18 protein-coding genes and 1 riboswitch are annotated in these 22577 nt (G+C 63.5%); of the genes, 8 read left to right on the top strand and 10 right to left on the bottom strand.

The genetic code is table 11. The annotated features are described in order from the left end of the window. Positions 1-27: 27 nt before the first annotated feature. Positions 28-675, top strand: a complete 648-nt coding sequence (locus I2H31_RS17760) for a peptidylprolyl isomerase (RefSeq protein WP_196294400.1) — start codon at positions 28-30, stop codon at positions 673-675. Positions 676-701: 26 nt separating this feature from the next. Beyond that, entirely contained in the window at positions 702-1613 is a 912-nt protein-coding gene (locus I2H31_RS17755) for an SDR family oxidoreductase (protein WP_196294399.1), read from the top strand. Between the two features lie 170 nt (positions 1614-1783). Here I2H31_RS17755 and I2H31_RS17750 read toward each other — a convergent pair whose 3' ends face one another. The 5 genes from I2H31_RS17750 to I2H31_RS17730 all read right to left on the bottom strand — a co-directional run bounded on the left by I2H31_RS17750 (position 1784) and on the right by I2H31_RS17730 (position 6779). Further along, positions 1784-1987 carry a hypothetical protein gene (locus tag I2H31_RS17750; protein ID WP_196294398.1) on the bottom strand — a complete coding sequence of 68 codons (204 nt, stop codon included), beginning with the start codon at positions 1985-1987 and terminating at the stop codon, positions 1784-1786. Between the two features lie 378 nt (positions 1988-2365). Next, positions 2366-3337: an ABC transporter permease subunit gene (locus tag I2H31_RS17745; RefSeq protein WP_196294397.1), complete on the bottom strand. Its 972-nt coding sequence runs from the start codon at positions 3335-3337 to the stop codon at positions 2366-2368. Continuing rightward, positions 3325-4389, bottom strand: a complete 1065-nt coding sequence (locus tag I2H31_RS17740; RefSeq protein ID WP_196294396.1) for an ABC transporter permease — start codon at positions 4387-4389, stop codon at positions 3325-3327. Before I2H31_RS17740 ends, I2H31_RS17745 begins: the two co-directional genes overlap by 13 nt. Positions 4390-4392: 3 nt before the next feature. Continuing rightward, on the bottom strand, positions 4393-6012 hold the full coding sequence (locus I2H31_RS17735; RefSeq protein WP_196294395.1) for an ABC transporter substrate-binding protein: 1620 nt from the start codon (positions 6010-6012) through the stop codon (positions 4393-4395). Between the two features lie 212 nt (positions 6013-6224). Beyond that, positions 6225-6779, bottom strand: a complete 555-nt coding sequence (locus I2H31_RS17730) for a hypothetical protein (RefSeq protein ID WP_196294394.1) — start codon at positions 6777-6779, stop codon at positions 6225-6227. 434 nt (positions 6780-7213) lie between these two features. Between I2H31_RS17730 and I2H31_RS17725 the strand changes: the two genes are divergently transcribed. Further along, entirely contained in the window at positions 7214-8674 is a 1461-nt protein-coding gene (locus I2H31_RS17725) for a hypothetical protein (protein ID WP_196294393.1), read from the top strand. Between the two features lie 71 nt (positions 8675-8745). On the opposite strand, the gene I2H31_RS17720 is transcribed toward I2H31_RS17725, so the two are convergent. The 5 genes from I2H31_RS17720 to I2H31_RS17700 all read right to left on the bottom strand — a co-directional run bounded on the left by I2H31_RS17720 (position 8746) and on the right by I2H31_RS17700 (position 17517). Continuing rightward, positions 8746-9366 (bottom strand): PKD domain-containing protein, encoded by a 621-nt coding sequence (locus I2H31_RS17720; RefSeq protein ID WP_196294392.1) that lies wholly within the window; start codon positions 9364-9366, stop codon positions 8746-8748. 16 nt (positions 9367-9382) lie between these two features. Further along, on the bottom strand, positions 9383-10108 hold the full coding sequence (locus tag I2H31_RS17715; RefSeq protein WP_196294391.1) for a LytR/AlgR family response regulator transcription factor: 726 nt from the start codon (positions 10106-10108) through the stop codon (positions 9383-9385). A 53-nt stretch (positions 10109-10161) separates the two neighbouring features. Beyond that, positions 10162-13809 (bottom strand): hybrid sensor histidine kinase/response regulator, encoded by a 3648-nt coding sequence (locus tag I2H31_RS17710; protein WP_196294390.1) that lies wholly within the window; start codon positions 13807-13809, stop codon positions 10162-10164. 448 nt (positions 13810-14257) lie between these two features. Further along, positions 14258-16318, bottom strand: coding sequence for an OmpA family protein (locus I2H31_RS17705; RefSeq protein ID WP_196294389.1), 2061 nt, complete (start codon positions 16316-16318; stop codon positions 14258-14260). A gap of 125 nt (positions 16319-16443) precedes the next feature. Next, positions 16444-17517 carry a tetratricopeptide repeat protein gene (locus I2H31_RS17700; protein WP_196294388.1) on the bottom strand — a complete coding sequence of 358 codons (1074 nt, stop codon included), beginning with the start codon at positions 17515-17517 and terminating at the stop codon, positions 16444-16446. 179 nt (positions 17518-17696) lie between these two features. After that, positions 17697-17795: riboswitch (TPP riboswitch) on the top strand. A 69-nt stretch (positions 17796-17864) separates the two neighbouring features. On the opposite strand from I2H31_RS17700, the gene thiS reads away from it, so the two are divergent. The 5 genes from thiS to I2H31_RS17675 all read left to right on the top strand — a co-directional run bounded on the left by thiS (position 17865) and on the right by I2H31_RS17675 (position 22506). Next, the gene (gene thiS / locus I2H31_RS17695) at positions 17865-18068 is read left to right on the top strand and encodes a sulfur carrier protein ThiS (RefSeq protein ID WP_196294387.1); all 204 of its coding nucleotides are present in this window, start codon (positions 17865-17867) and stop codon (positions 18066-18068) included. Positions 18069-18241: 173 nt separating this feature from the next. After that, on the top strand, positions 18242-20119 hold the full coding sequence (thiC, locus tag I2H31_RS17690) for a phosphomethylpyrimidine synthase ThiC (protein ID WP_196294386.1): 1878 nt from the start codon (positions 18242-18244) through the stop codon (positions 20117-20119). 119 nt (positions 20120-20238) lie between these two features. Next, positions 20239-20991 (top strand): bifunctional hydroxymethylpyrimidine kinase/phosphomethylpyrimidine kinase, encoded by a 753-nt coding sequence (thiD, locus tag I2H31_RS17685; RefSeq protein ID WP_196294385.1) that lies wholly within the window; start codon positions 20239-20241, stop codon positions 20989-20991. Between the two features lie 103 nt (positions 20992-21094). Further along, positions 21095-21718 (top strand): thiamine phosphate synthase, encoded by a 624-nt coding sequence (locus I2H31_RS17680; protein ID WP_196294384.1) that lies wholly within the window; start codon positions 21095-21097, stop codon positions 21716-21718. A gap of 5 nt (positions 21719-21723) precedes the next feature. Beyond that, positions 21724-22506, top strand: coding sequence for a thiazole synthase (locus tag I2H31_RS17675; RefSeq protein WP_196294383.1), 783 nt, complete (start codon positions 21724-21726; stop codon positions 22504-22506). Positions 22507-22577: the final 71 nt, after the last annotated feature.

Genomic DNA, 22577 nt, shown 5'->3' with positions numbered 1-22577 from the left:
ACCGTTTTGCTTCTTCCATTCTCACTCATGAAACATCCTTTTCACCGCATTGCGGCGGTTCTGTTGGTTCTGCTCTGGGCGTTCGGCCCCGTTATGGCTGCCGCCAAGCCCGGTAAGCCAAAAAAGAGCAGCAAAGACGAAGTCGTGACCGTTACCACGCCGCAGGGCGTCATCCGCCTCATCCTGTTTGATGACACGCCGCTGCACAAAGCCAACTTTCTGCAAAAGGCCAAGAGCGGCTTCTACGACGGCACCACCTTCCACCGCGTCATCGATAACTTCATGATTCAGGGCGGCGACGCCAATACCAAAGACGCCGACCCCAGCAACGACGGCCTGGGCCAGCCCAACGACCCCACCATCCCGGCCGAGCTTGCGCCCGGCCACCTGCACGCGTACGGGGCGGTGGCCGCTGCCCGCATGGGAGGCCCCGCCGGCACGCCCAGCAGCCATTCCCAGTTTTACCTCGTCGAAAACCACGAGGGCAGTCATTTCCTCGATGGCCAGTACACCGTTTTTGGCCAGGTAATTCAGGGCCTCGACGTTATCGACAAGATTGCCAAACTGCCCAAAGACGCCCGTGACCGGCCCACCGCCGACGTGAAAATGACCATGAAGGTGGAAAAGCTCAAGCGCAAAAAAATTACTAAGCTCTACGGCTACAAGTACGAGTAATCCGGTTGCCGTTCGATAGTCAGCGTATGAAAATCCTCGTCACCGGTTCCAATGGCCTGCTGGGGCAGAAGCTCGTGTCCCTGCTGCGCCAACAGCCCGAAACCAAGCTCGTGGCTACCTCCCGCGGCCCCAACAAGCTCGCTGGCCTATACCCCGACCTGCATTTCGTGCCGCTCGACGTAACCGATGCCGCCCAGGTGCGCCAGGTGCTGGCGCAGGAGCGGCCCACCCATCTCATCCACACCGCCGCCCTGACCAACGTGGACGAGTGCGAGCTGAACCACGAAGCCTGCTGGCAGCAAAACGTGACGGCCGTAGCTCATCTGGTGGAAGCCTGCGCCGCGCTCGACGTTCACCTCACCCACCTCAGCACCGACTTCATATTCAGCGGCGAAACCGGGCCATTGGCCGAAGACGCCCCGCCCGCGCCGGTCAATTTCTACGGCCAGAGCAAGCTGGCAGCCGAGCAGCTGGTGCAGGCCAGCCCCGGTCGCTGGGCCATTGCCCGCACGGTGCTGGTGTACGGCGTGGCCCACGAGTACGGCCGCACCAACATCGTGCTCTGGGTGCGCGATTCCCTGCGCGCCGGCAAAACCATCAAAGTCGTGTCGGACCAGTGGCGCACGCCCACGCTGGCCGAAGACCTGGCCCAGGGCTGCTGGCTGCTGGCCCGGAACTCCGCACAAGGCATCTACCACATCAGCAGCGACGAAATGCTCACGCCCTACGCCATGGCGCTACAGGTAGCCGACTTTTTTGAGCTCGATAGCACCCTGATTGAGGAAGCCAACGCCAGCACGTTTACGCAGCCGGCCCGGCGCCCCGCCCGCACCGGCTTCATCATTAGCAAAGCCCGGCGCGACCTCGGCTACCATCCGCATTCCTTCGCCGAAGGCATTGAGCTGGTCGGCCGCCAAAGCGACGAGCTGCACGGATAAAAAAAACCCGCCGGGGTAGACGGCGGGTTAAGACTCGACGGGGGTAGCCAGCGAGCAATAAGGTAGAAATAAGATAGAAGAGTAGCGTTTTATACCAAATTCGAATGTCTGAATAAGTTGCGGGTAGTCGACTGAATGAGCTGAGTAGGAGCTAAAGCGGAAAGAAGGAATCAGGACTGCGGCCAAACGCCAACCAACAAGCCGCCTACGAGCACGGCCGTGCGCCCCAGCAGGGCCGCTTCGCCCAGTGCGCGGGGCACCACCATGCCATCGGGCGTCACGAAGTCGATGCCCACCGAAACAGGGCGGGCCGAATGCGACGGCGACTTGGGCCGGCGGGGGGCACTCAACGAAGGATAAATGAGCAGGTACATAGGCAAGGGAGTGGGTAGAAAAACGAGGAGTAGTTGCCGGGGATAAAATGAATGTTCCCAAAAGCAATACAATGTTACAGCCCGATTTTACCCAAAAAAAGGACACTACGCATCGGATTGAGACATCGGGAATGCGTCTTTTTTAATCAAAAAACACAGAGAATAATAAAAAATGTTATAGTTGTACTACACCGGTGTTTTCGCTAAACACCTTTACACATTTGAAATTCAAGCGTTTAAAAGGTTGTTTTCTTCGCAAAAACATTGGTCATTTTCTCCAAAAAAACACGGATTTGTGACTTCGATAATGGCAGGCTTTCGCCAGTTGTTACGCCGTTTTTTATCGGCAGAAAAATGAGCCTCTGAAAGCCTACAGCCTCAGATACGCCGCCACCGGGCAAGTGCGTTAAGGCTTAAAATGCTTATCACCAACATAATGGTCGGGAAAGCGAGTAGCCACCACGCACTGGGCTCCTGCCGAAACGACGCCATCAGGCGCCCCCAGCTGGCTATTTCCGGCGGCAAGCCGACGCCCAGAAACGACAGCGTGCTTTCTAGGCTTAGCAGCGAAACCAGACTAAGCGGAAAGTTTGACTCTAACGGCTTGATGGCATGAGGCATAGCGTGTCTCAGCCAGATGCGCCATTCTGGCACGCCCGCCGCACGGGCCGCTTCGGCGAAAGGCAGCGCCCGCACGCGTAGCATTTGGGCGCGCACCAGCCGGGCGGGGGTGGGCCAGGCCGTAAGCGTGAGCAGCACGAGCAGGCCCGTGGCCGAAACGCCGCCCGCGCTGGCTGCCATCGCCACTACCAGCACCAGGCGCGGGATAGAGTCCAGGGCCGTGGCCGCTCCCATCACCAGCGCATCCAGGGGCAGGCGAGGACCAGGAGTTGGTCGATTTCGCTTGCTCATGAGGAGGCGGGCGCCAGCCAGTGCCGCTACCAGCGGCCCCAGCCAGGGCGCCGGCAACCGCAGCACCCACCACGCGCCCCCTGCCGCCAGCACCCAGTAGGCCGTCTCCACCCGCCGCCGATTGCCCCAAAAGCCGGCCGCTCCCCCCGCCAGTGCCCCAATGCATGCTGCCAATAAGGCCGCCGGCAGCGTGAGCAAAACGGCTGTGCGCGTGCCAAACACCAGCAGGCTGAGCACGTCGCGCCCTTGCACATCCGTACCCAGCCAATGCCGGCCGGGACCCAGCGGGGCCTGGGCCACGTGCGCCAGGTCGGGCACGGTGGGCAGGTAGGGCAGCGGCAACGCGGGGGCCACCGCCGCCACTGCCACTAGCAGGCCCAGCCACGCAAAAGCCCACTTTTGCGTCCAGGAGAAGGAAAAAGTGGTTAGGACTGCCAACGGATGCGGGGGTCGACCCAGAAATACAGCATATCGGTCAGGAGCAAGGACAGCAACCGCGCGGCCCCGGTCAGTAGTACCCCACCCATCAGCACGGGGTAGTCGCGGGCGGCGGCGGCCTCGGCCAGCAGGCGGCCCATGCCTGGTAGCGCAAAGGCCACTTCCACCACCACGGCGCCAGCCACGAGGGCGGGCAGCAATTCGGCCAACTGGGCCAGCGAAGGCAGCAAGGCATTGCGCAGGGCGTGGTGCCGAATGACGGCGCGCCCGGCCAGCCCTTTGGCACGGGCCGTGGTGGCGTAGCCGGACCCAAGCTCATGCGCCAGAGACGCTTCCAGCTGCAGCGTGAGCCCGGGCAAGGCGCTCAGGGTGAGAGCAGCCACTGGCAAGGCCAGGTGCCAGAGGTAATCGGCCAGCTGGCTGCCGACGTCCAGGTCGGCATCGGTGGACTGGTCGAGGCCGTAGGCCGGAAACCAAGCCAGCACGGCCGGGTTGGCAAACAGCAGCAGCAGCACCAGCGCAATCACAAAAAGGGGCAACGCGTGCACGCCAACCAGCGCGCCCCGAACGGGGCCCAGCCAGGCCGGACGGGCCGCCAGGCGCTGGGCCAGCCACAGCGCCAGCACCGCCGCCAGCAGGGCCGCGCTGCCGGTGAGCGGCACCGTAAAAAGCAGGGCGCGCCCCAGCCGGGCGGTTACGGCCTCTCCGGTGCGAAAAGACGTGCCGAACTGGCCATGCGCCACGCCACGCAGCCACTGGTGGTACTGATTATTTGTCCCGTTCCAGTGCCATTGGCCCTCTACAGCGTGCGCGGGCACATGCCTGCCCACGTAAAAAAGCGGCACGTCGAGCCCGAGGCGGCGCCGCGTGGCCCACTCCTGGGCTTGCCGGGCGGCGGGCGTGCCCGCGCCGGTGCGCAGGTCTGCGGCTTCGGGCTGGGCTAGTTGCAGCGCGGTGTTCACGTCGTGGCGGCTCAGTAAAAACACCCCCGACGCCAAAGCCCACACGGCGAGCGCAGTTCGAAGCAGGCGCCAGAACAGTAGCCGGGCCATGAGCTATTGCGGCGTGGTGGGCCCCGCCGCCCAGTCCATGGCCGTGGCCGTAAACCCCGGTTTGATGCTGGACGGGTGCAAGCCGGTGAGCTGCTTGCTTGCCGCGATGTGGCTCGATAAAAAGAAGAGCGGAACGATGGGGGCTTGCTGCTGCATCAGTGCCTGAAAGCGGCGCAACAGCACCGCCCGGCGCTGCTGGGTATTGGCCGCCGCAATGGCTTCGATGAGCCGGTCGCTTTCGGGCGTGCTGAAGCCGGTGGCATTGCCCGCGCCTACGCTCTGCGAGTGAAGAAGAGACGTAAAATTGAAGATGAAAGGATTGCCGCGCAGGCTCCGCACATACACATCAAAATCGCCGTTTCGCAGGGCCATGCTGAAAGCCCCGGATTCGGTGGGCAGCAGCGCCACCGGCACCCCGATGCTGGCGGCGGCCGCCTGAAACTGCAGCGCAATTGTGGCGAAAAGCTGCTCATCGGCCCGGTACCGCACCACCAGCCGCAGTTCCTGGGTGCCGCCCTGCGGGAGCTGTCGGCGCCAGCCGGCTTCAGGCCTGGCCGCGCGCTGCCAGCCCGCCCGGCGCAATAGCCTCACGGCGCCAGCCGGGTCGAACGGCACCGGCGTCAGGCTGTCGTTATAGTTCAGGCGGTCGGAAGGGCTGATGAGGCCCACCGTGCGCTGCCCCTGTCTCAACTCATTGGCTTTCAACACGCCGGCCGCGTCGAGGCACCGGCTCAATGCCTGGCGGGTAAGGGCATCAGCGAGGACTGCGTGGCGGGTGTTGAAGCCCACCGTGGTTACATCGTAAGACGCCGTGGCGTAAAAATTCAAGGTAGCGCGGGCCGCCGGGGAGGTGCGCAGGCGCGTAAATTCGCGGGTTGGCATTTGCGGAAACACGTCGAGGTCGCCCCGCTGCAGGGCCAAAGAGGCCGTAGCGGCGTCCGGAATGATGACGTATTGGAGCCGGGCCGGGCGGGCCTCCAGCAGCACCGGGCGCGGGCGCACGCGGTCGGCCCACCAGTGGGGCTTGCGGCGGAAGCGGAGGTAACGGTCCTTTTCCCACTTCACCAGGCGGTAGGGGCCGCAGCCGGGGAGGCGCTCGGGCGTTTGGCCCGGGGCCGCCGCCGCGTAGCGTTGCGCCAGGGCCTGCAGCACGGCATTGGGCAGCGCGGTGGCCGGGCGGTGCTGCAAGTCGGCCAGCGAAAAGCGCCGCATCTCACCGCCAGGGTCCAGGCTGGCTTCGGGAAGCACAAAAAAATCTCCGGAAGCCTGCACGTATTCCACTGCCTGGCCGGTGCAGACGAGGCTGAAACGCCGCGGGTTGTTGGGGTCGAGAAGAATTTCCCGGATAAATCGGTACTCGCTGCTGGGAGTCTCGTTGGGCAAGCCCGGGCAAAACATCAGTTTGAGAGTGAAGGCCACGTCGGTGGCCAGCACCGGGCGGCCGTTGTCCCAGGTGGCTTCGGGCCGAAGGCTGTAGTGCAACCGCATCAGCGAGTCGCCGAGGAACTGCACCGTCGGTAGGGCTTCGGCTAGCACCGGGGCAAACTGGTGGGTGACCAGGTCCGCCTGGAGTAGGCTGCAGTTTAATAAATAATTGGCGTCGACGGCGGTCTGGTTTGCCAACTGCAAGGGGTCCAGATTTTCCGGGTCGTGGGCCCAGCGGATTTTAATAGCCGCGGCTTCGCGGCGATTCGCTTTGCAACCCTGTAAGAGCAAGGCGAGTGCAAGACAGAGCAGAACTCCGGCCGAGGAATTTTGCCTCACGCGATACATTCAGACTATACTAGCCATGCTACAGTGAGCCGGCAAGATAGGCACTAAACAGCGTTGTGAAACTAAGCAACAATGTCGCCGGCCCAGCCGCCGGAGCCACCAAGGGCAACAATATCGCCAGCCCAGCCACCGCTGCCACCAAGAGCGGCAATGTCGCCGGCCCAGCCGCCCGAACCGCCTAGAGTAGCAATATCGCCGGCCCAACCGCCCGAACCGCCCAGGGAGGCGATATCACCAGCCCAACCGCCACTGCCACCGAGAGCAGCAATATCTCCAGCCCAGCCGCCGCTGCCACCAAGGGCAACGATGTCGCCGGCCCAGCCGCCCGAACCGCCCAGCGAGGCGATGTCACCAGCCCAGCCACCGCTGCCACCGAGGGTAGCGAAGTCGCCGGCCCAACCGCCCGAACCGCCAAAAGAAGTGGTATCACCGTCCCAGTCGGTGCTGTCGCCCGGCGAAACAATATTGCCGGCCCAGGCGCCCGTGCTGCCCAGCGTAGATACCGAGGCTACACTTGCCTCAATGGCTGCGGCAGGGGCTTGGAGAGTGGCCGTTTGCGGGGTGGCAGACCAGAAGCTGGCAACTTGAAACAGGGCGATGGCGAGGAAATTCAACACGGTGGTAATGGATTAAAAAGGTGTGTCAGATGTTTGAGTGACACAAAGTTGAGGTGGTCCACTACCGTAAAAAAGGACAATATTGCCCTAAATGTGACTTGTGTTTAAGTAATAAGCAAAATAATTATAATGAGAAAAAAAATTGGGACTCGTCTTATCAGGATTTAAATAAAGTTTTTTTCGAAGGCATTTCAGAAAAAATGCCCAATTTGTGACGTCGAACGCCTTAAATCTTCACAAAAAATCACGATACAAATGTTGCCGGGCGGTTGGCAATGAAAAAAGGAAAGAATCCCTGTAATTGTGACGTCGGTTTTCGAGGGGTGTTTTTTGGCAAAAGGCTTGTAATGCATCATAGAGGCCCTTTTTAGATGAATGAAATTGCGAATTTGGCGCGAATTGTGACATCTAGAAGCTTGTCTTCTTTACCGGTTTTGGACCTGCACAGCCGCCAGCCGAACAAGGAAAATCAATTTGTGGCCACGCTGGCCAAGACGCCCGACGCCACCCAACTGCAGGTGGTGAAGGCGCTTTATGGCCGGGCGACGACCGCCAACGTGCGTGCTTTGCAAAAACTGCAGTCGCGGGTGCGGGGCAAGCTGCTCAATCAACTGTATTTCCTGGACCACTCGGACGCTCGCCACCTGGTGTCGCGGCGCTACGAGCTCGAATGCCTGGACATGCTGCACAAGGTAAGTATTCTATACGCCGAGCGCGAGTACAAGCTGTCGGAAAGGCTGTTGCAGCGCTGCCTGCTGCTGGCCCGGAAGGGCGAGTTTACGCAGTACGAGGTGCAGTGCGTCCGCATGCTGCGCAACCTATATGCCGAGCAGCGGCAGACGGTGCAGTATAACAAGATAATCAAAGTACTGGCCCGGGCGCAGCAGGTGCTGGCCTGGGAAGACGAGGCCGAGCAGCTCTACACCGACACCAAGCTGGCCCTGAACTCGACGGTGGCTGCGCGTCGCAAGGTGCTGCTGCTCATGCCCGACCGCCTGGCCCACCTCGACGGCCTGCACCGCAAGGCCCAGAGCTTTGGGACGTATAATGCCATGTACCGCGCGCGAGTGGCCTACGAAGAGCTGCAGGGCAACTACCAGGAGATTATCCGGGTGACGGCGGCGGCGTCGCGGCGCCTGCGCGACGGCAAGCTCAACGCGCGGCGGTTCGACATCCGCTTCAACCACTTCATGAGCATTTACGCTTACCTACGCAGCCGCCAGGCGGTGCAGGGCCTGCGGCTGGCCGAAGAATACAACCGGGATTTTCACCCGTCGTCCAACAACTGGTTTTATTTTCAGGAGCACCACGTGCTGCTGGCCCTGCACGCTCAGCGCTACGAGCGGGCCCAGCAGCTGATGGAAATCATTACCAAAAACCCGGCGTACACCATTCAGCGCGACTCGGCCCTGCAGCGCTGGGACCTGTACCGGGCCTACATCGACTTTGTGCTGCCGCCGCAGCGGCCTTCCACGGCCCGGCAGCGCCAGATGGCCCAGTGGGTGCTGCAACTGCCCGAGTACAGCCGCGACAAGCGCGGGCACAACGTGGCCATCCTGGTGCTGCAGTTGCTGCACTTCCTGCGCGAGCGCAACCTGGAAGCCGTGCTGCTGCGCCTCGAACGCCTGCGCAAGTACCAGCAGCGGCACCTCTACGAGCCCACCACGGTGCGCAGCCGGCTGTTTCTGCGGTTGCTGCAGGTGATTGTGGACAAGAACTTCGATGCCCGCAAGGCGTCGGAGCGGGGCAAGGCGCTGCTGCAACAGCTGCAGGACACGGCCCCGCCCGGCGAAGCTTTCGCCGAAGTCGAAATCATTCCCTACGAACACCTGTGGGCCTTGGTGCTGGGCCTGCTGCGCGAGGGAGCCCCGATTTCAAACGAAGCAGAAGCATAAAAAGAGAAGCGGGACTACTTGGCGCGGGCTCTCCCGGCCGATTAGTCCCGCTTCTCTTTTAATAGCCACTGCTACGGCTCAACCACGATTTCGCGCGCGACGCAGTGGCTGCTGATGCAGGCCTGGGAGCCGTAGCCGCGCATGCTGAAGCGCACGGCGTAGGTGCCCGCGCGGCGGAACACGTGCTGGGCGGTGCGGCCCTGCTGCACGGTGCCGTCGCGAAAGTCCCACACGTACTGCACGTTATTGCAGGAAAGAAGCTGGGCTTCGGGCGAGGCGAAGGACACGGGCTGACCCACGCGCACGCGGGCGGGCGCAGCGGTGAAATCGACCACGTCCTGCTGCACGAGGTTGACGGGGATGTATTTCTGGCCGCGGCGCACTTCGCCGGTTTTGTCCACGATGACGTCGAGCTGCACCACGTAATTCTTGCGTTCCTTATAACAGTGCGTTATCAGGGGGCCGGTGAGGGTGGTGCCGTCGCCCATCTGCCACTGGTAGGTGAAAGGGCCGGCGGCTTCGTCCACGGACGGGCGCCCGTCGAGGTCGACGCAGAGCATACGCGGCAGCGGCGGGCCGCAGCTCACGCTGGTGGTGTCGCCGGCCTGCTGGGCCCGCGCTCCAAACCCGGCCAGGCCCAGCAGCGAAACCAGGGCCGCCGTGCGGCGGAAAGCTCTCGGAAAGAAACGCATGGTCAGGAAAACAGGGTTAAAACTTATTGAGGCGCTGCATGACCTCGCGCAGATAGGTTTGGCCCACCGGAATGTGCTTGTTTTCGACCACCAGCGAGTTGTCTTCCAGCGCCTGAATGTGGTTGACGTTGACGATGAACGAGCGGTGCACGCGCACAAAGCGGCGGCTGGGAAATTTCTCCTCCACGGCCTTCATGGTGCTGTACACGATGAGCTTGCTGCTGCCCGTGATGATGTGCACGTAGTCGCCGAGCGCCTCCACGTAGCGCACCTCCTCAAAGGTGACGCGCACGAGCTTGCTGTCCACCTTCACGAAGGTAAATTCGGCGTTGGGGCCCGAGGCCTGGATGGCGTCGGCCTCGGCGGCGGGCTGGCGCTCGGCCATTTCCAGCGCCTTTTGGGCGGCTTGCAGAAAGCGGGCGTAGCTCACGGGCTTCACCAGGTAGTCGACCACGGCGTGCTCAAAGGCCTGCACCGCATAGTCTTTGCTGCTGGTGATGAGCACCACCAGCGGCGGGTGTTGCAGGGTGCCCAGCAACTCGATGCCCGACATCAGGGGCATTTCCACGTCCAGAAAGAGCAGGTCGACGGGCTGCGTGCGCAACGATTCGGCGGCTTCGACGGGGTTGGTGAAGCTGCCCACGGCGGTGAGGAAAGGCGTGTTGGTGATGCAGTTGAGCACCACTTGCACCGAAAGCGGGTCGTCGTCGACAACCAGGCAACGCAGGTTCGTAGTAGACATAAAGAAGAAAACAGGGGGCTTGGGTTGACGAAAGTAAGCTCTGCGGTTGATTTTTAAGTTGATGCCCGGGCTTCCAGCTGCGGGTACAGCTCGGCCAGCTGCTGGCGGACGGAAGCCACCAGCGGCGCGCAGTAGGGGCAGTCGGGGTGGCGCGCGGCGCGTTCCAGCTCATCGAGCTGGGTGTGCAGCACCGGCACGCCGAAGTAGGCCACCTGGCCTTTCAGCTTGTGGGCGGTGCGGGCCAGGGCAGCGGGGTCGTGGGGGCAGGTGGCCGCCAGCACGGCTTCCAGCGCCGGCGCCTCGGCCAAGAAAGTGGCCACAATCTGGCGCAGGAAGCCTTCGTTGCCGCCGGCCAGCTCTTCCAACAGGTGCCAGTCGGGTTTTAGGGTAGGAGGGTGCGGGGGGAGGAGGGTAGGAGTTGTTTCCAATGAATCAGTACCCTTATGCCCTTCTACCCCCGTACCCTCTTGCCCTAAAGCTCGCCCCGTGAAGTGCGCCAGGCGCGCGTAGAGTACGGCCGGCTCAAAGGGTTTGGCCAGCGTGTCGTTCATGCCGGCGGCCAGGGCCAGCACCCGGTCTTCGGGTAGCACGGAGGCGGTGAGGCCGATGATGGGGAACTGGCCGGCGTCGGGGAAGAGGGCGCGGAGGCGGCGGGCGGCCTCGTAGCCGTCCATTTCGGGCATTTGCACGTCCATCAGCACGGCGTCGAAGGCGTGCGGCGCGGCGCTGGCGGCTTCTACGGCCAGGCGACCGTTTTCGGCGATGACGACTTGCACGTTCCAGGCTTCCAAAGTCTTGCGGGCTACGAGCTGGTTGAGGGCGTTGTCTTCGGCCACCAGCACGTGCAGGGCGGGCTCGAAGGGCGTGAGCAGGCCGGCGTGGGCATCGGGCTGGGCGGCACTGGCATCGGCCACTTCGTAGGGCAGCTCGAAGAAAAACTCCGAGCCCTGGCCTTCTTCGCTGCGCACGCCAAGCTGGCCGCCGTGCAGCTGCACGAGGTTGCGGGCAATGCTCAAACCCAGGCCGGTGCCGCCGAATTCGCGCGTGGTGGAGGTATTGGCCTGCGAGAAATCCTCGAAAATGGCCCCCAGCTTATCGGCCGGAATGCCAATGCCGGTGTCGCGCACGGCGAAGCGAATGAGCGAATGCTCATCCGACTCGTTTCCTGACACCACTTTGGCCGTCACCGTGACGCTGCCCTGGCGGGTGAATTTGATGGCGTTGCCGACCAGGTTAACCAGAATCTGGTTCAGGCGCACCGGGTCGCCGAGCACGGCGGCGGGCACGTTGTCGGCCACGTTAATATGCAGCGCCAGCCCTTTGCTTTCGGTGGCAAACTTGAACATGGCCCCGAGGCGGCGCACGGCTTCGGGCAGGCGAAAGGGCACCTGCTCCAGCGACAGCTTGCCGGCTTCCATCTTGGAGCTGTCGAGGATGTCGTTGATGATAACGAGCAGGTTTTGCGACGACGACTCAATGGCCGTGAGGTACTCGCCCTGCTCCTGGGTGGGCCGGGTGGCCTGCAGCAGGTTGGTAAGGCCGATGACGGCGTTCATCGGCGTGCGGATTTCGTGGCTCATGTTGGCCAGAAACTGCGCCTTGGCCCGCCGCGAGGCTTCGGCCGCGTCGCGGGCTACCACCAAATCGGCGTTGATGTCTTCGATGTGGGCCTTTTGCCGGCGCAGCTCGGCGGTGCGCTCGCGCACGGTGCGCTCCAGCACGTATTGCGTGCGGCGCAGGCTGCGCTCCCGGAATCGGACCAAGCCAAAAACCAGCCCGCCCGCGCTCAGCACCGCAAAAGCGGCAAACCACCACGTGCGCCAAAACGGCGTGGCAATGCTGAAACCCGACGTGGCCACCCGGCTCCAGGGGCCGCTGCTGCCGCGCCGCACCCGCGCCTGCAACTCGTAGCGGCCCGCGTCGAGGCCCGGAAACTGGGCTTCGCCGGCGCGGCTGGGGCGGCTCCATTCATCGGACAGGCCGCGCAGGCGAAACTGGTACATCAAGGGCTCGCCGGCGGTGAGGCTGATGCCTTCGAAGGCAAACGCGACCCGGTGGCGGGTGGCCGAAAGCTGGCCCAGCGCCTGCACGGGCCGGGCTTCGCCGTCTACTTCGGCCCCGATGAGGGCGAGGCCCGGCGGCGGAGCGGCAAGCTGCCGCAGGCCCGCCGTGAGGTCGAGGCGGAGCAGGCCGGCGCGGGTGTTCAGCCAGGCCACGGTGCCGCTGCCGGGGTGGTGAGCCAGGGCCGCCGGGCCCAGGCAGTCGCGCACCAGCAGGTTGTCGGGCGCCGCCAAGGAAGAAAACCGCTGGGTGCGGGCGTGCAGCACCGTGAGCCCCTGCCGGTGCACCAGCAGCAGGCGCGGGCCCGTGGCGTCGCCGGGCAGCGGCAGCAGGCCGTAGATGTATGGCGAAGGCAAGCCCTGGGTCGCGCCCAGCTGCTGCCAGCGGCCCGAGGGCTCGTGGCAGAGCAGGCCCTGGCCTTCGGTGGCCACCCACAGGCGGCCGTCGGCGTCTTCGGCGAAGCTGCTGGCATCGAGGCCGGCGGGGGTGAGGCGGAAGTAGTCGAATTGGCCGCTGCCGGGCTCATAATAAGCCAGGCCGGTGCCGTGGGTGCCCACCCACACACGGCCGGTGTGGTCGGCCAGCAGGGCCGTAATGGTGTTGTGGAGCAGGCCATCGGCGGTGGTGAAGTGGCGCAAAGGCTGCGCCGGGCCGGCCGGTAGCAGGTAGAGGCCATCGGCGGCGGTGCCCACCCACAGGCCGGTACCGGGCGCGTAAGCCAGGGCCGTGACTTCAAAATCGCTGCCGCCCGACAAGCCCGGCACTGCCTCGCCCGGTTGGCCGGGCGTAGGCACCAGGTAAAGCCCCGCGGCAGTACCCAGCCAAAAGCCGCCCCCCAGCCGCGCCGGGCGCGGCAGCAGGGCTTTCACCGGCTCGCCGGGCAGGGGCGGAATCAAGCCATTGCTGCCCGTGAAGGGGGCTACGCTGTTGGGTTGCAGCTGGAAGAAGCGGTTGCCGCCGAAGGTACCCCAGGCTTCGCTGCGGCGCTTGAGCGGCACCGTGGCCAGGGCCGGAACTTGCCCGCGGGCACCGGCGGGCTGCGGCTCCAGGCGCAGGTGGCGGTCGGAATGCCGCCAGAGGCCCTGGCCGGCGGTGCCCAACCAGGTGTTGCCCTCGCGGTCGTGCAGCAGGCAAATGGCCTCGGTTCCTTCGGGCAGTTCGATGCGGTAGCGGCGCAGGTAGCGGCCGATGGCGGCGGTGTCGACGGGCGGGGGGCCGTCGGCGCGCAGGCCCAGGGCCCTGGGCACAGCGGCCGGCTTAGCGGGCGCAAAGGGGCCCGCCGCGTTGTTTTTAACCGAAACGCCGCCCTGGTAGTGGCCCACCCAGAGGCGGCCGGTGGCGGGCTCTTCGCGCAGCGACACCACGAAATCCTCGGCCAGCCCGTCTTTTTTGGTGAAGGTGACGAAGCGGGTGCCGTCGTAGCGAATCAGGCCCTCGCCGGTGCCCAGCCAGAGGTAGCCCTGCCGGTCCTGTAGCAGCGCGTACACAAACGGCGTCGGCAAGCCCTCGGCCGGCCCAAACTGCTGCAAAAACACCCGCTGCGCCTGCGCCGGCCGCGTGAGCAGCAGCAGGCCGCCCAGCATGGCCAGCAACAGCAGCCCCAGCCGGCGGCGGTACACAAAGCGGAGAAGTGGTTTCACGCCGGAAATGAAGCCTGTCGCAGCAGGCAGTTTGATTGACGCTGCAAGGTAGAGCGGACGGGCGAGCGCCGGCCCACGCTTCCGATTAGCCGGAGCGGCGCCTCGGCGAAGCCTCGGTTTCGCTCGGTTGTTGGGGGCGGGCACCGGCCCCGTTGCGGCGGCCGGAGGGTCCGATTTCGGACCGTTGAGGTGTGAAACCAACCTTCAAAAGGTCGAAATCGACCCTAAAAGAAGCGGTTTCACACCTCTGAGCCCCAAAACCGGGCCTCAAAGGTCCGGTTTCGGGGCTCAGAGGTCCGGTTTCGACCTGCGGAGTACCAAAACCGAACCTTTTACTGCCATAATCGGACCTCCGAGGAGGGATTATGGCAGTTTTTGCTGTCAATATGGCAGGGTAGGGAGGCGTTTTCGGCTCCCCGCGGTTGCGCCTGGGTGGTGGCCTGGGCCGTTACTTCGCCGTCACCTTAAACTCGGTGCGGCGGTTGAGCTGGCGGTTGCCTTTGCTGGTGTTGGGCACTTCGGGGCGGGTTTCGCCGTAGCCCATGGCCGTGAGGCGGGCCGCCGCAATGCCGTGCTGCGTGAGGTAGGTCACCACGGCCTGGGCGCGGCGCTGGCTGAGGTCCTGGTTCATGGCGGCTTCGCCCACGTCGTCGGTGTGGCCGGCCATTTCCAGCTTCAGGGCCGGGGTTTCGGTGAGAAGCTTTTGCAGGCGCTCCAGCTCGGCGGTGCTTTCGGGGCGCAGGGTGGCCTTGCCGGTGTCGAAGAAAATGTTGCGTAGCACGATGGTGGTGCCCACTTCCAGCTTCTTCAGCGGAATGTCCTTGACGACTTCGGCGTAGGCCGCGCCGGCGGGCAGGTCGAAGTTTTCGGAATGAAACAAATAGCCGTCCTGCCGCACCACAATGCCGTAGTTGGTGCCCGAGGGCAGGCTCACTAGGTAGCGGCCCGAGGTGGCGTTGCTGCGGAACGTGGCAATGGTCTGGCCGCTGGCGTTGTCGACGAGGTCAATGGCGGCGTCGAGCGGCTGCTTGGTGGCGTCGTCGGTCACGGTGCCTTTCAGGATGGTGACCTGGGCGGTGGCCACGGCCACGGCGGGCGCCAGCACGGTCTGCTTCACCGGGTTCAGGCGGGAGGCCAGCAACTGGTCTTCTTCGCTGAGCACGGGCTGCTTCTCGGGGCCCAGGAAGGTGATGCGGTAGATGTCCTTCGCGCCCAGGCCGCCCGGCCGGTCGCTGCTGTAGTAGCCGTGCCGCCCCGAAGCCGACGTCACAAAAAACACGTCGTCGTCGGGCGTGTTAATGGGCCAGCCCAGGTTTTCGGGCTCGCCCCACTTGCCGTTCTCAAACACCGACTTAAAGATGTCGTAGCCGCCCATCGAGTTGTGGCCTTCCGAGGAAAAATACAGCGTCTTGCCATCGGGCGCCATGAATACGCCTTCCTCGCCGTAGCTGGTGTTGATGGCCGAGCCCAGGTTCACGGGCTGGGTGCGGCCTTCCATGTCCACTTTGTAAATGTCGGAGCCGCCCAGGCTGCCCTCCACCCGGTCGCTCACAAAATACAGCCAGCGCCCATCGGGCGAGTAGCTGGCCGAGGTTTCGTGGCTTTTGGTGTTGATGCGCGAGCCCAGCTGCCGGGGCTTGCTCCAGGCGCTGCCGCCGAGGTTGGCTTCCAGCAAATCGCCGCCGTTGGTGCCCACGTACACCAGCATGCGCTGGCCGTCGGGGGCCAGGCCCACGGTGGCGTTGTGGTCGTCGGTGTTCACGGGCGTGCCCAGGTTGGTGGCGCGGCTCCATTTTTTGCCCTGCCAGGAGGCCTGGTAGATGTCTTCAAAATAGCCGTTGCCCTCGGGGTCCTTCTTGCCGCCCGTCGAGCCTGCCCGGCGTGAGGTGATGAGGATGGTCGACTCATCGGCCGACACCACCGGGCCGTAGTCCGAATCGGCCGAATTCAGTTCCGGCCCCGCATTGTCAATAAACACGCGGGTGGGGTGGGCGGCCAGCTGCTGGCCGTTGCGGCACTGCTGCAGGTAGCGCTGCAAATCATTCGCCGTCAGGGTTTCGGCGTCGCCGTTGCGGGTGTTGCTGCCCACGGGCTGGGCCTGCTGGTATTCGGCCATGGCCTCGCGCCACTTGCCGCTCAGGTGCAGGGCGCGGGCCAGCAGGTAGTGGGTGCGGGCATCGGCCGTGGCGTCGAGCTTGGCCGCCTTTTGCAGGTAGGGCAGGGCCGCAGTTTTGGTGGGCGAGTGCAGGTAGCAGTCGCCGATTTTCACGTTCAGGCCCGCATTGTTGGGGTTGAATTGCTGGGCGGCCAGGAAGTGGGGCAGCGCGGCGGCGTACCGCGGCGGGTCGGCGCGGTACTCGTCGTCGCCGGCTTTCAGCTCGCGGTTGGCGTCGCGCAGGCCTTCCTTGTTGTCGCCAAAGTTGTCTTTGGTGAAGGCGATGCTTTGGGCGGCCGCGGGCAGGGCGGCGCTGAGCAGGAGCAGGCAGAGGAGGCGAATAGAAAAGGACATTGTGCAAAGATTTATATGGCCGTCATGCAGAGCGCAGCGAAGCATCTTTACCGCGCAGCGCATTCCTATTGTCATAATTACTGGTAGCGGGCAAGATGCTTCGCTGCGCTCTGCATGACGTGCGGTTACTCCGCCGCCTCGCCGGCGCAGCCCGCGGCGGCCGCATAGTTGTTGCCCACCGTCAGGCCCAGCGCGGCGGCTTTGCGCCAGTCCTGGCAGGCTTCGTCGGCTTGGCGGAGCATTTCGCGGGCGTGGCCGCGGTTGAGGTAGGCTTCGGCGTAATCGGCTTTCAGCTTGATGGCTTCGCTGGCGTCGGCGGCAGCTTCGGCGTATTTCTCCAGCTTGAGCTGGGCGGCGGCGCGGTTATTCCAGGCGAAAGCGTAGTGGGCGTCGAGCTTGATGGCCTGCGTGAAATCGGCAATGGCGCCGACGTAGTCCTTGCTTTCGAAGCGGGCATTGCCGCGGTTGTTGAAGGCCAACGCGTTGTCGCTCTTTTTGGCCAGGTACGCGTCGTAGTCTTTCAGGGCCTGGGGCAGCTGGCCGGTGTGGCGCTCGGTGGTGGCGCGGTTGAGCAAGGCCGGCAGCAGGTCGGGCTGCAGGCTCAGGGCCTGGGTGTAGTCCTGGTTCGCCGCGGCGTAGTTGCCAAGCTTCTGCTGGGCGCTGGCGCGGTCGTGGTAGGCGTAGGCCAGCTTGGGGTCGGCCTTGAGGGCGCCGTCGAAGTCGTCGCGGGCGGCCTGGTAGTCGCCTTTCTCGAAGCGCAGCACGCCGCGGTTGTACCAGGCCGGCGCGTAGTCGGGCTTGGCCTTCACGGCTTCCGAATAATCAGCTTCGGCCTCCTGGAGGTGGTTTTGGGCCTCGTGGGCGCGGGCCCGGCCGAAGTAGCCAGCGTAGTTGCCGGGCTCCAGCTTCAGGGCCTGCTCGTAGTCGGCCAGGGCCTGCGGGTAGTCTTTTAGCTCCAGCCGGGTGGCGGCGCGGTTGGTATAAGCCGCCGCAAAATCGGGCTTGGCGGCAATGGCTTGGTCGAAGCTGCGCAGCGCCGCCGGGTAGCTCTGGGCCTGGAAGCTGGCCAGGCCGCTGTTGTAAGCTTTCTCAGCCAGCTGCGGGCCGGGCAGCGTGCTGGCCCGCACGGAATCGACCTGCGCCCAGGCCGCAACGGGCGCCGCCAGCAACACGAAAAAAAGTAGAGCTTTTTGTACCATAGCCAGAAGATAAGTCGAAAGCAAAGCGTATATAGCGAAGATATTGGATTTTTTGCTTTCAGCGTCATCTGCGATAATAAAATTTGCGCCGCCAGTGTTGCCGGCCACGCTCCGCTGGGCCCAATAATTTTAATCAACTGCATCCCGCCGGTTATTTCCCGGCAGTGTGTAGATTTGGGCATAAACTTTAGGGGTGCTTCGCTTCGGCGCGGCTGAGATAATACCCTTGGAACCTGATTCCGGCTAATACCGGCGAAGGGAAAAGTACCGGTGCCCAGGCTGCCTTTTCGGCGGTTGTCACCCCTATTGTTTATGGATTGATTTCACTGCCAACTCACCCGGTTGCCATGGTCTGCTACGTAAACAATTCGCCCCAGGAAACGGCCGATACCCAGACGCTTACCCAGCTCCTCGCCGACCTGGCGTTAGCCGGGCAGCGCGGCCTGGCCGTGGCCGTGAATGACGAAGTGGTGCCCCGCGCCGCCTGGGCCGCGCATGAGCTGCACGAGCATGACCGGGTCACGATTATTCGCGCCACGCAGGGCGGGTGAGACATCGTTGATATTGGGGCTGTCATCCTGAGCGTAGCGAAGGAACTTTTCACCACTGCGCCGTTGGGCATCCCCAAAATTTCTGACGTGATAAGGTCCTTCGCTGCGCTCAGGATGACAGACAATTTAAAAGCCAAACCAGCATCATCTCACCGCCACACTTTCGATAATAGATGAAAAAGAAAGACCAGGCCCCGCACCAGACGCTGGTGGAGCGCCAGCCCCTCACCGGCTCCCGCAAAATCTACGTGCCCGGCAAGCTGCACCCCAACCTCCGGGTGGCCATGCGCGAAATCGCCCTGGCTGACACCGAGCGCAAGTTCGATTTCGGCTTCCCCTCCGAGCAGAACGCGCCCGTGACGGTGTACGACACCAGCGGCCCCTACACCGACCCCAACGTTGAAATCGACCTGAAAAAAGGACTGCCCCGCCTGCGCGAGCAGTGGATTCTCGACCGCGGCGATGTGGAGCGCCTCACCGGCACCACGTCCGACTACGGCCAGCAGCGCGCCGCCGACGCCAGCCTCGACCACCTGCGCTTCGAGCACATCGCGGCGCCGCTGCGCGCCAAGCCGGGCCACAACGTGAGCCAGATGCACTACGCCAAACAGGGCATCATCACGCCCGAAATGGAGTACATCGCCATCCGCGAAAACCAGCGCTTCGACGAACTGCCCGCCGACGACCCACTGCGCACGCAGCACCGCGGCCACAGCTTCGGCGCCAACACGCCCGAGGGCCACATCACGGCCGAATTTGTGCGCCAGGAAGTGGCCGCCGGCCGCGCCGTGATTCCCTCCAACATCAACCACCCGGAGAGCGAGCCCATGATTATTGGCCGCAATTTTCTGGTGAAAATTAATACTAACATCGGCAACTCGGCCGTGACTTCATCCATTGAGGAAGAGGTAGATAAGGCCGTGTGGAGCTGCCGCTGGGGTGGCGACACGCTGATGGACCTCAGCACCGGCAAAAACATCCACGAAACCCGCGAGTGGATTATCCGCAACTGCCCGGTGCCGGTGGGTACGGTGCCGATTTATCAGGCGCTCGAAAAGGTGAACGGCAAGGCCGAAGACCTGACCTGGGAGCTGTTCCGCGACACGCTCATCGAGCAAGCCGAGCAGGGCGTCGACTACTTCACCATCCACGCGGGCGTGCTGCTGCGCTACGTGCCGATGACCGCCAAGCGCGTGACCGGTATCGTGTCGCGCGGCGGTTCCATCATGGCCAAATGGTGCCTGGCGCACCACCAGGAGAGCTTCCTTTACACGCATTTCGAGGAAATTTGCGAAATCATGAAGGCCTACGACGTGGCTTTCTCACTAGGCGACGGCCTGCGCCCCGGCTCCATTGCCGATGCCAACGACGAAGCCCAGTTCGCCGAGCTGGAAACCCTGGGCGAGCTCACCAAAATTGCCTGGGCCCACGACGTGCAGGTGATGATTGAGGGCCCCGGCCACGTGCCCATGCACCTCATCAAGGAGAACATGGACAAGCAGCTGAAGGAGTGCCACGAGGCGCCCTTCTACACGCTGGGGCCGCTCACGACGGATATCGCGCCCGGCTACGACCACATTACTTCGGCCATCGGCGCGGCCATGATTGGCTGGTTTGGCACCGCCATGCTGTGCTACGTGACGCCCAAAGAGCACCTCGGCTTGCCCAACAAGCAGGATGTGAAAGACGGCGTTATTGCCTACAAAATCGCGGCCCACGCCGCCGATTTGGCTAAAGGCCACCCCGGTGCGCAGTACCGCGACAATGCCCTGAGCAAGGCCCGCTTCGAATTCCGCTGGGAAGACCAGTTCAACCTGTCGCTTGACCCCGACACCGCCCGCGAATACCACGACGAAACCCTGCCCGCCGAAGGCGCCAAAGTGGCCCACTTCTGCTCGATGTGCGGCCCGCATTTCTGCTCGATGAAAATCACGCAGGAAGTGCGCGACTACGCGGCCAAGCAGGACCTGACCGCCAGCGAGGTGCTGGCCCAGGGCCTGGTGGAAAAGTCGCGTGAATTTGTGGAAAAAGGCAGCGAGATTTACCTGTAGAGACGCAATATTCTGCGTCTCGTCGCTGAACGGCCGGTGCCGCGCCGTTCGGGTTTCGTTACAGCGTCCTCGTTCAACGACGAGACGCAATATTTTGCGCCTCTACACCGCTCAAACCCATGCCCACTAAGCGCCCTCTCGCCCTTAGCATTGCCGGTTTCGACCCCAGCGCCGGGGCCGGCCTGCTGGCCGATGTGAAAACGCTGGAAATGAACGGCGTGTACGGCTTGGGAGTGTGCACGGCGCTCACGCTGCAAAACGACGTCTCGTTTGAGCGGGTGAACTGGGTGCCGGCGGCCGAAATCCGGGAGCAGATTCGCATTCTGTTTGCCCGCTTCAAAGTCGACTTCATCAAAATCGGCCTGGTGGAAAGCCTGCCGCAACTGCTGGAGCTGGTGGGCTGGCTGAAGGTGCAAAACCCCAAGCTGCAAATTGTGTGGGACCCGGTGCTGAAAGCCTCGGCCGGCTACGAGTTCCACCGCAAAACCGACCGCAACCTGCTGCAGGCCTTGTGCGCCGAAATGGCCCTCGTGACGCCCAACAAGCCCGAAATGCTGCGCATGTGGCCCGACGAAGCCGCCGCCGACATCGCGGCGCAGGTGGTGAGCTCCTTCTGCCCGGTGCTGCTGAAAGGCGGGCACGACGAAGGCGCGCAGGCCATCGACGTGCTGTTTGCCAACGGCCAATGGCATTCCTTTACGTCGCCGCGGCTGCCGCACGGCGAGAAGCACGGCAGCGGCTGCGTGCTCTCGGCCGCGTTGCTGGCCAACCTGGCCAAAGGCAAAACGCTGGTGGATGCCTGCCGGGCCGCCAAGGACTACACCACGGCCTTTTTGGCCAGCAACGACACGCTGCTGGGGTACCATTCTTAAATGTGAGACGTGAGACGTGAGACGTGAGACATGAGACAATAAGCCAAGATTAAAGGCGTCTGTCTCACTTCTCACTATCTCATTTCTCCAATCCTTAAACACCATGCATATCAACGCGCTACATTACATCGCGTCCACTCCCGAAGCGGCCGAGCTGGCCTGCCAGGGCGGGGTGCGCTGGGTGCAGCTACGGGTGAAAAACCAGCCTGATGCCATCTGGAAGCAGTTGGCGCTGGACACGCAGGCGGTGTGTCGCCGCTACGGCGCCACGCTGCTCATCAACGATAACCCACGCCTGGCGCAGGAAATCGGGGCCGATGGCGTGCACGTGGGCGCCAACGATATGCCGCCCGCCGAAGCCCGCGAGATGCTGGGCCCGAATTTCGTCATCGGCGGCACGGCCAACACGTTTGCCGATGTGCAGCGCTTGGCCGCGGCCGGCGTCGACTACGTGGGCCTGGGGCCGTTTCGCTTCACCAGCACCAAGGAAAACCTGAGCCCGATTCTGGGCCTGGCGGGCTACGCCGAAATCATGCGGCAGTGCCGGGCGGTGGGCATTACGGTGCCGGTCATCGGCATCGGCGGCATCACGCTCGGCGACGTGGAAAGCTTGCTGGCAACGGGGCTGCACGGAGTGGCCGTGTCGGGCGCTATCGGCAACGTTGCCGACCCAACCGGAGAAGCCCAGCTGTTTGTCAAAGAGTTATCAACCGTAAATCCTATTTAATTATTATGTTAAATAAAAATCTGGTTATTGCTGACCGCACCTTTAGCTCCCGACTGTTCACCGGCACGGGCAAATTTAGCTCGTCGGTACTAATGGAAAAAGCGCTTTTGGCGTCGGGCTCCGAGTTGGTGACGGTGGCGCTGAAAAGGGTGGACGTGGCCGATGCCGAGGACGACATTTTGCGGCACCTGTCGCACCCGCAGTTCAGCTTGCTGCCCAATACCTCCGGCGTGCGCACGGCCAGGGAAGCGGTTTTTGCCGCCCAGCTGGCCCGCGAGGCGCTGGAAACGAACTGGCTCAAGCTCGAAATTCACCCCGACCCCAAGTACCTGCTGCCCGACCCCATCGAAACCCTGAAAGCCGCCGAGGAACTGGTGAAGCTGGGTTTCGTGGTGCTGCCCTACATCCACGCCGACCCGGTGCTGTGCAAGCGCCTGGAGGAAGTGGGCGTGGCGTCGGTGATGCCCCTGGGCTCGCCCATCGGCTCGAACAAAGGCCTGCTGACGCGCGAATTCCTGGAAATCATCATCGGCCAGAGCAAGGTGCCAGTGGTGGTGGATGCCGGCATTGGCGCGCCCTCGCACGCGGCGGCGGCCCTGGAAATGGGCGCCGACGCGGTGCTGGTGAACACGGCCATTGCCGTGGCCGGCAACCCGGTGGCCATGGCCACGGCTTTCAAAATGGCGGTGGAGGCGGGGCGTATGGCCTATGAAGCGCGGCTGGCCGCGCCGGTGGCGCACGCTGAGGCGGTGGCCAGCTCGCCGCTCACGGCGTTTCTGGATATGTGATGGTCAGAGTGAATGTGCTTATAAAGAACGTCATGCCGAGCGCAGCGAAGCATGACGTTTTAATTTGAAAA

The organism is Hymenobacter ruricola, from assembly GCF_015694525.1.
GTDB lineage: Bacteria > Bacteroidota > Bacteroidia > Cytophagales > Hymenobacteraceae > Hymenobacter > Hymenobacter ruricola.
The sequence above is the reverse complement of the archived record's forward strand: the minus strand, read 5'-3'. Positions and strand labels throughout refer to the sequence as shown.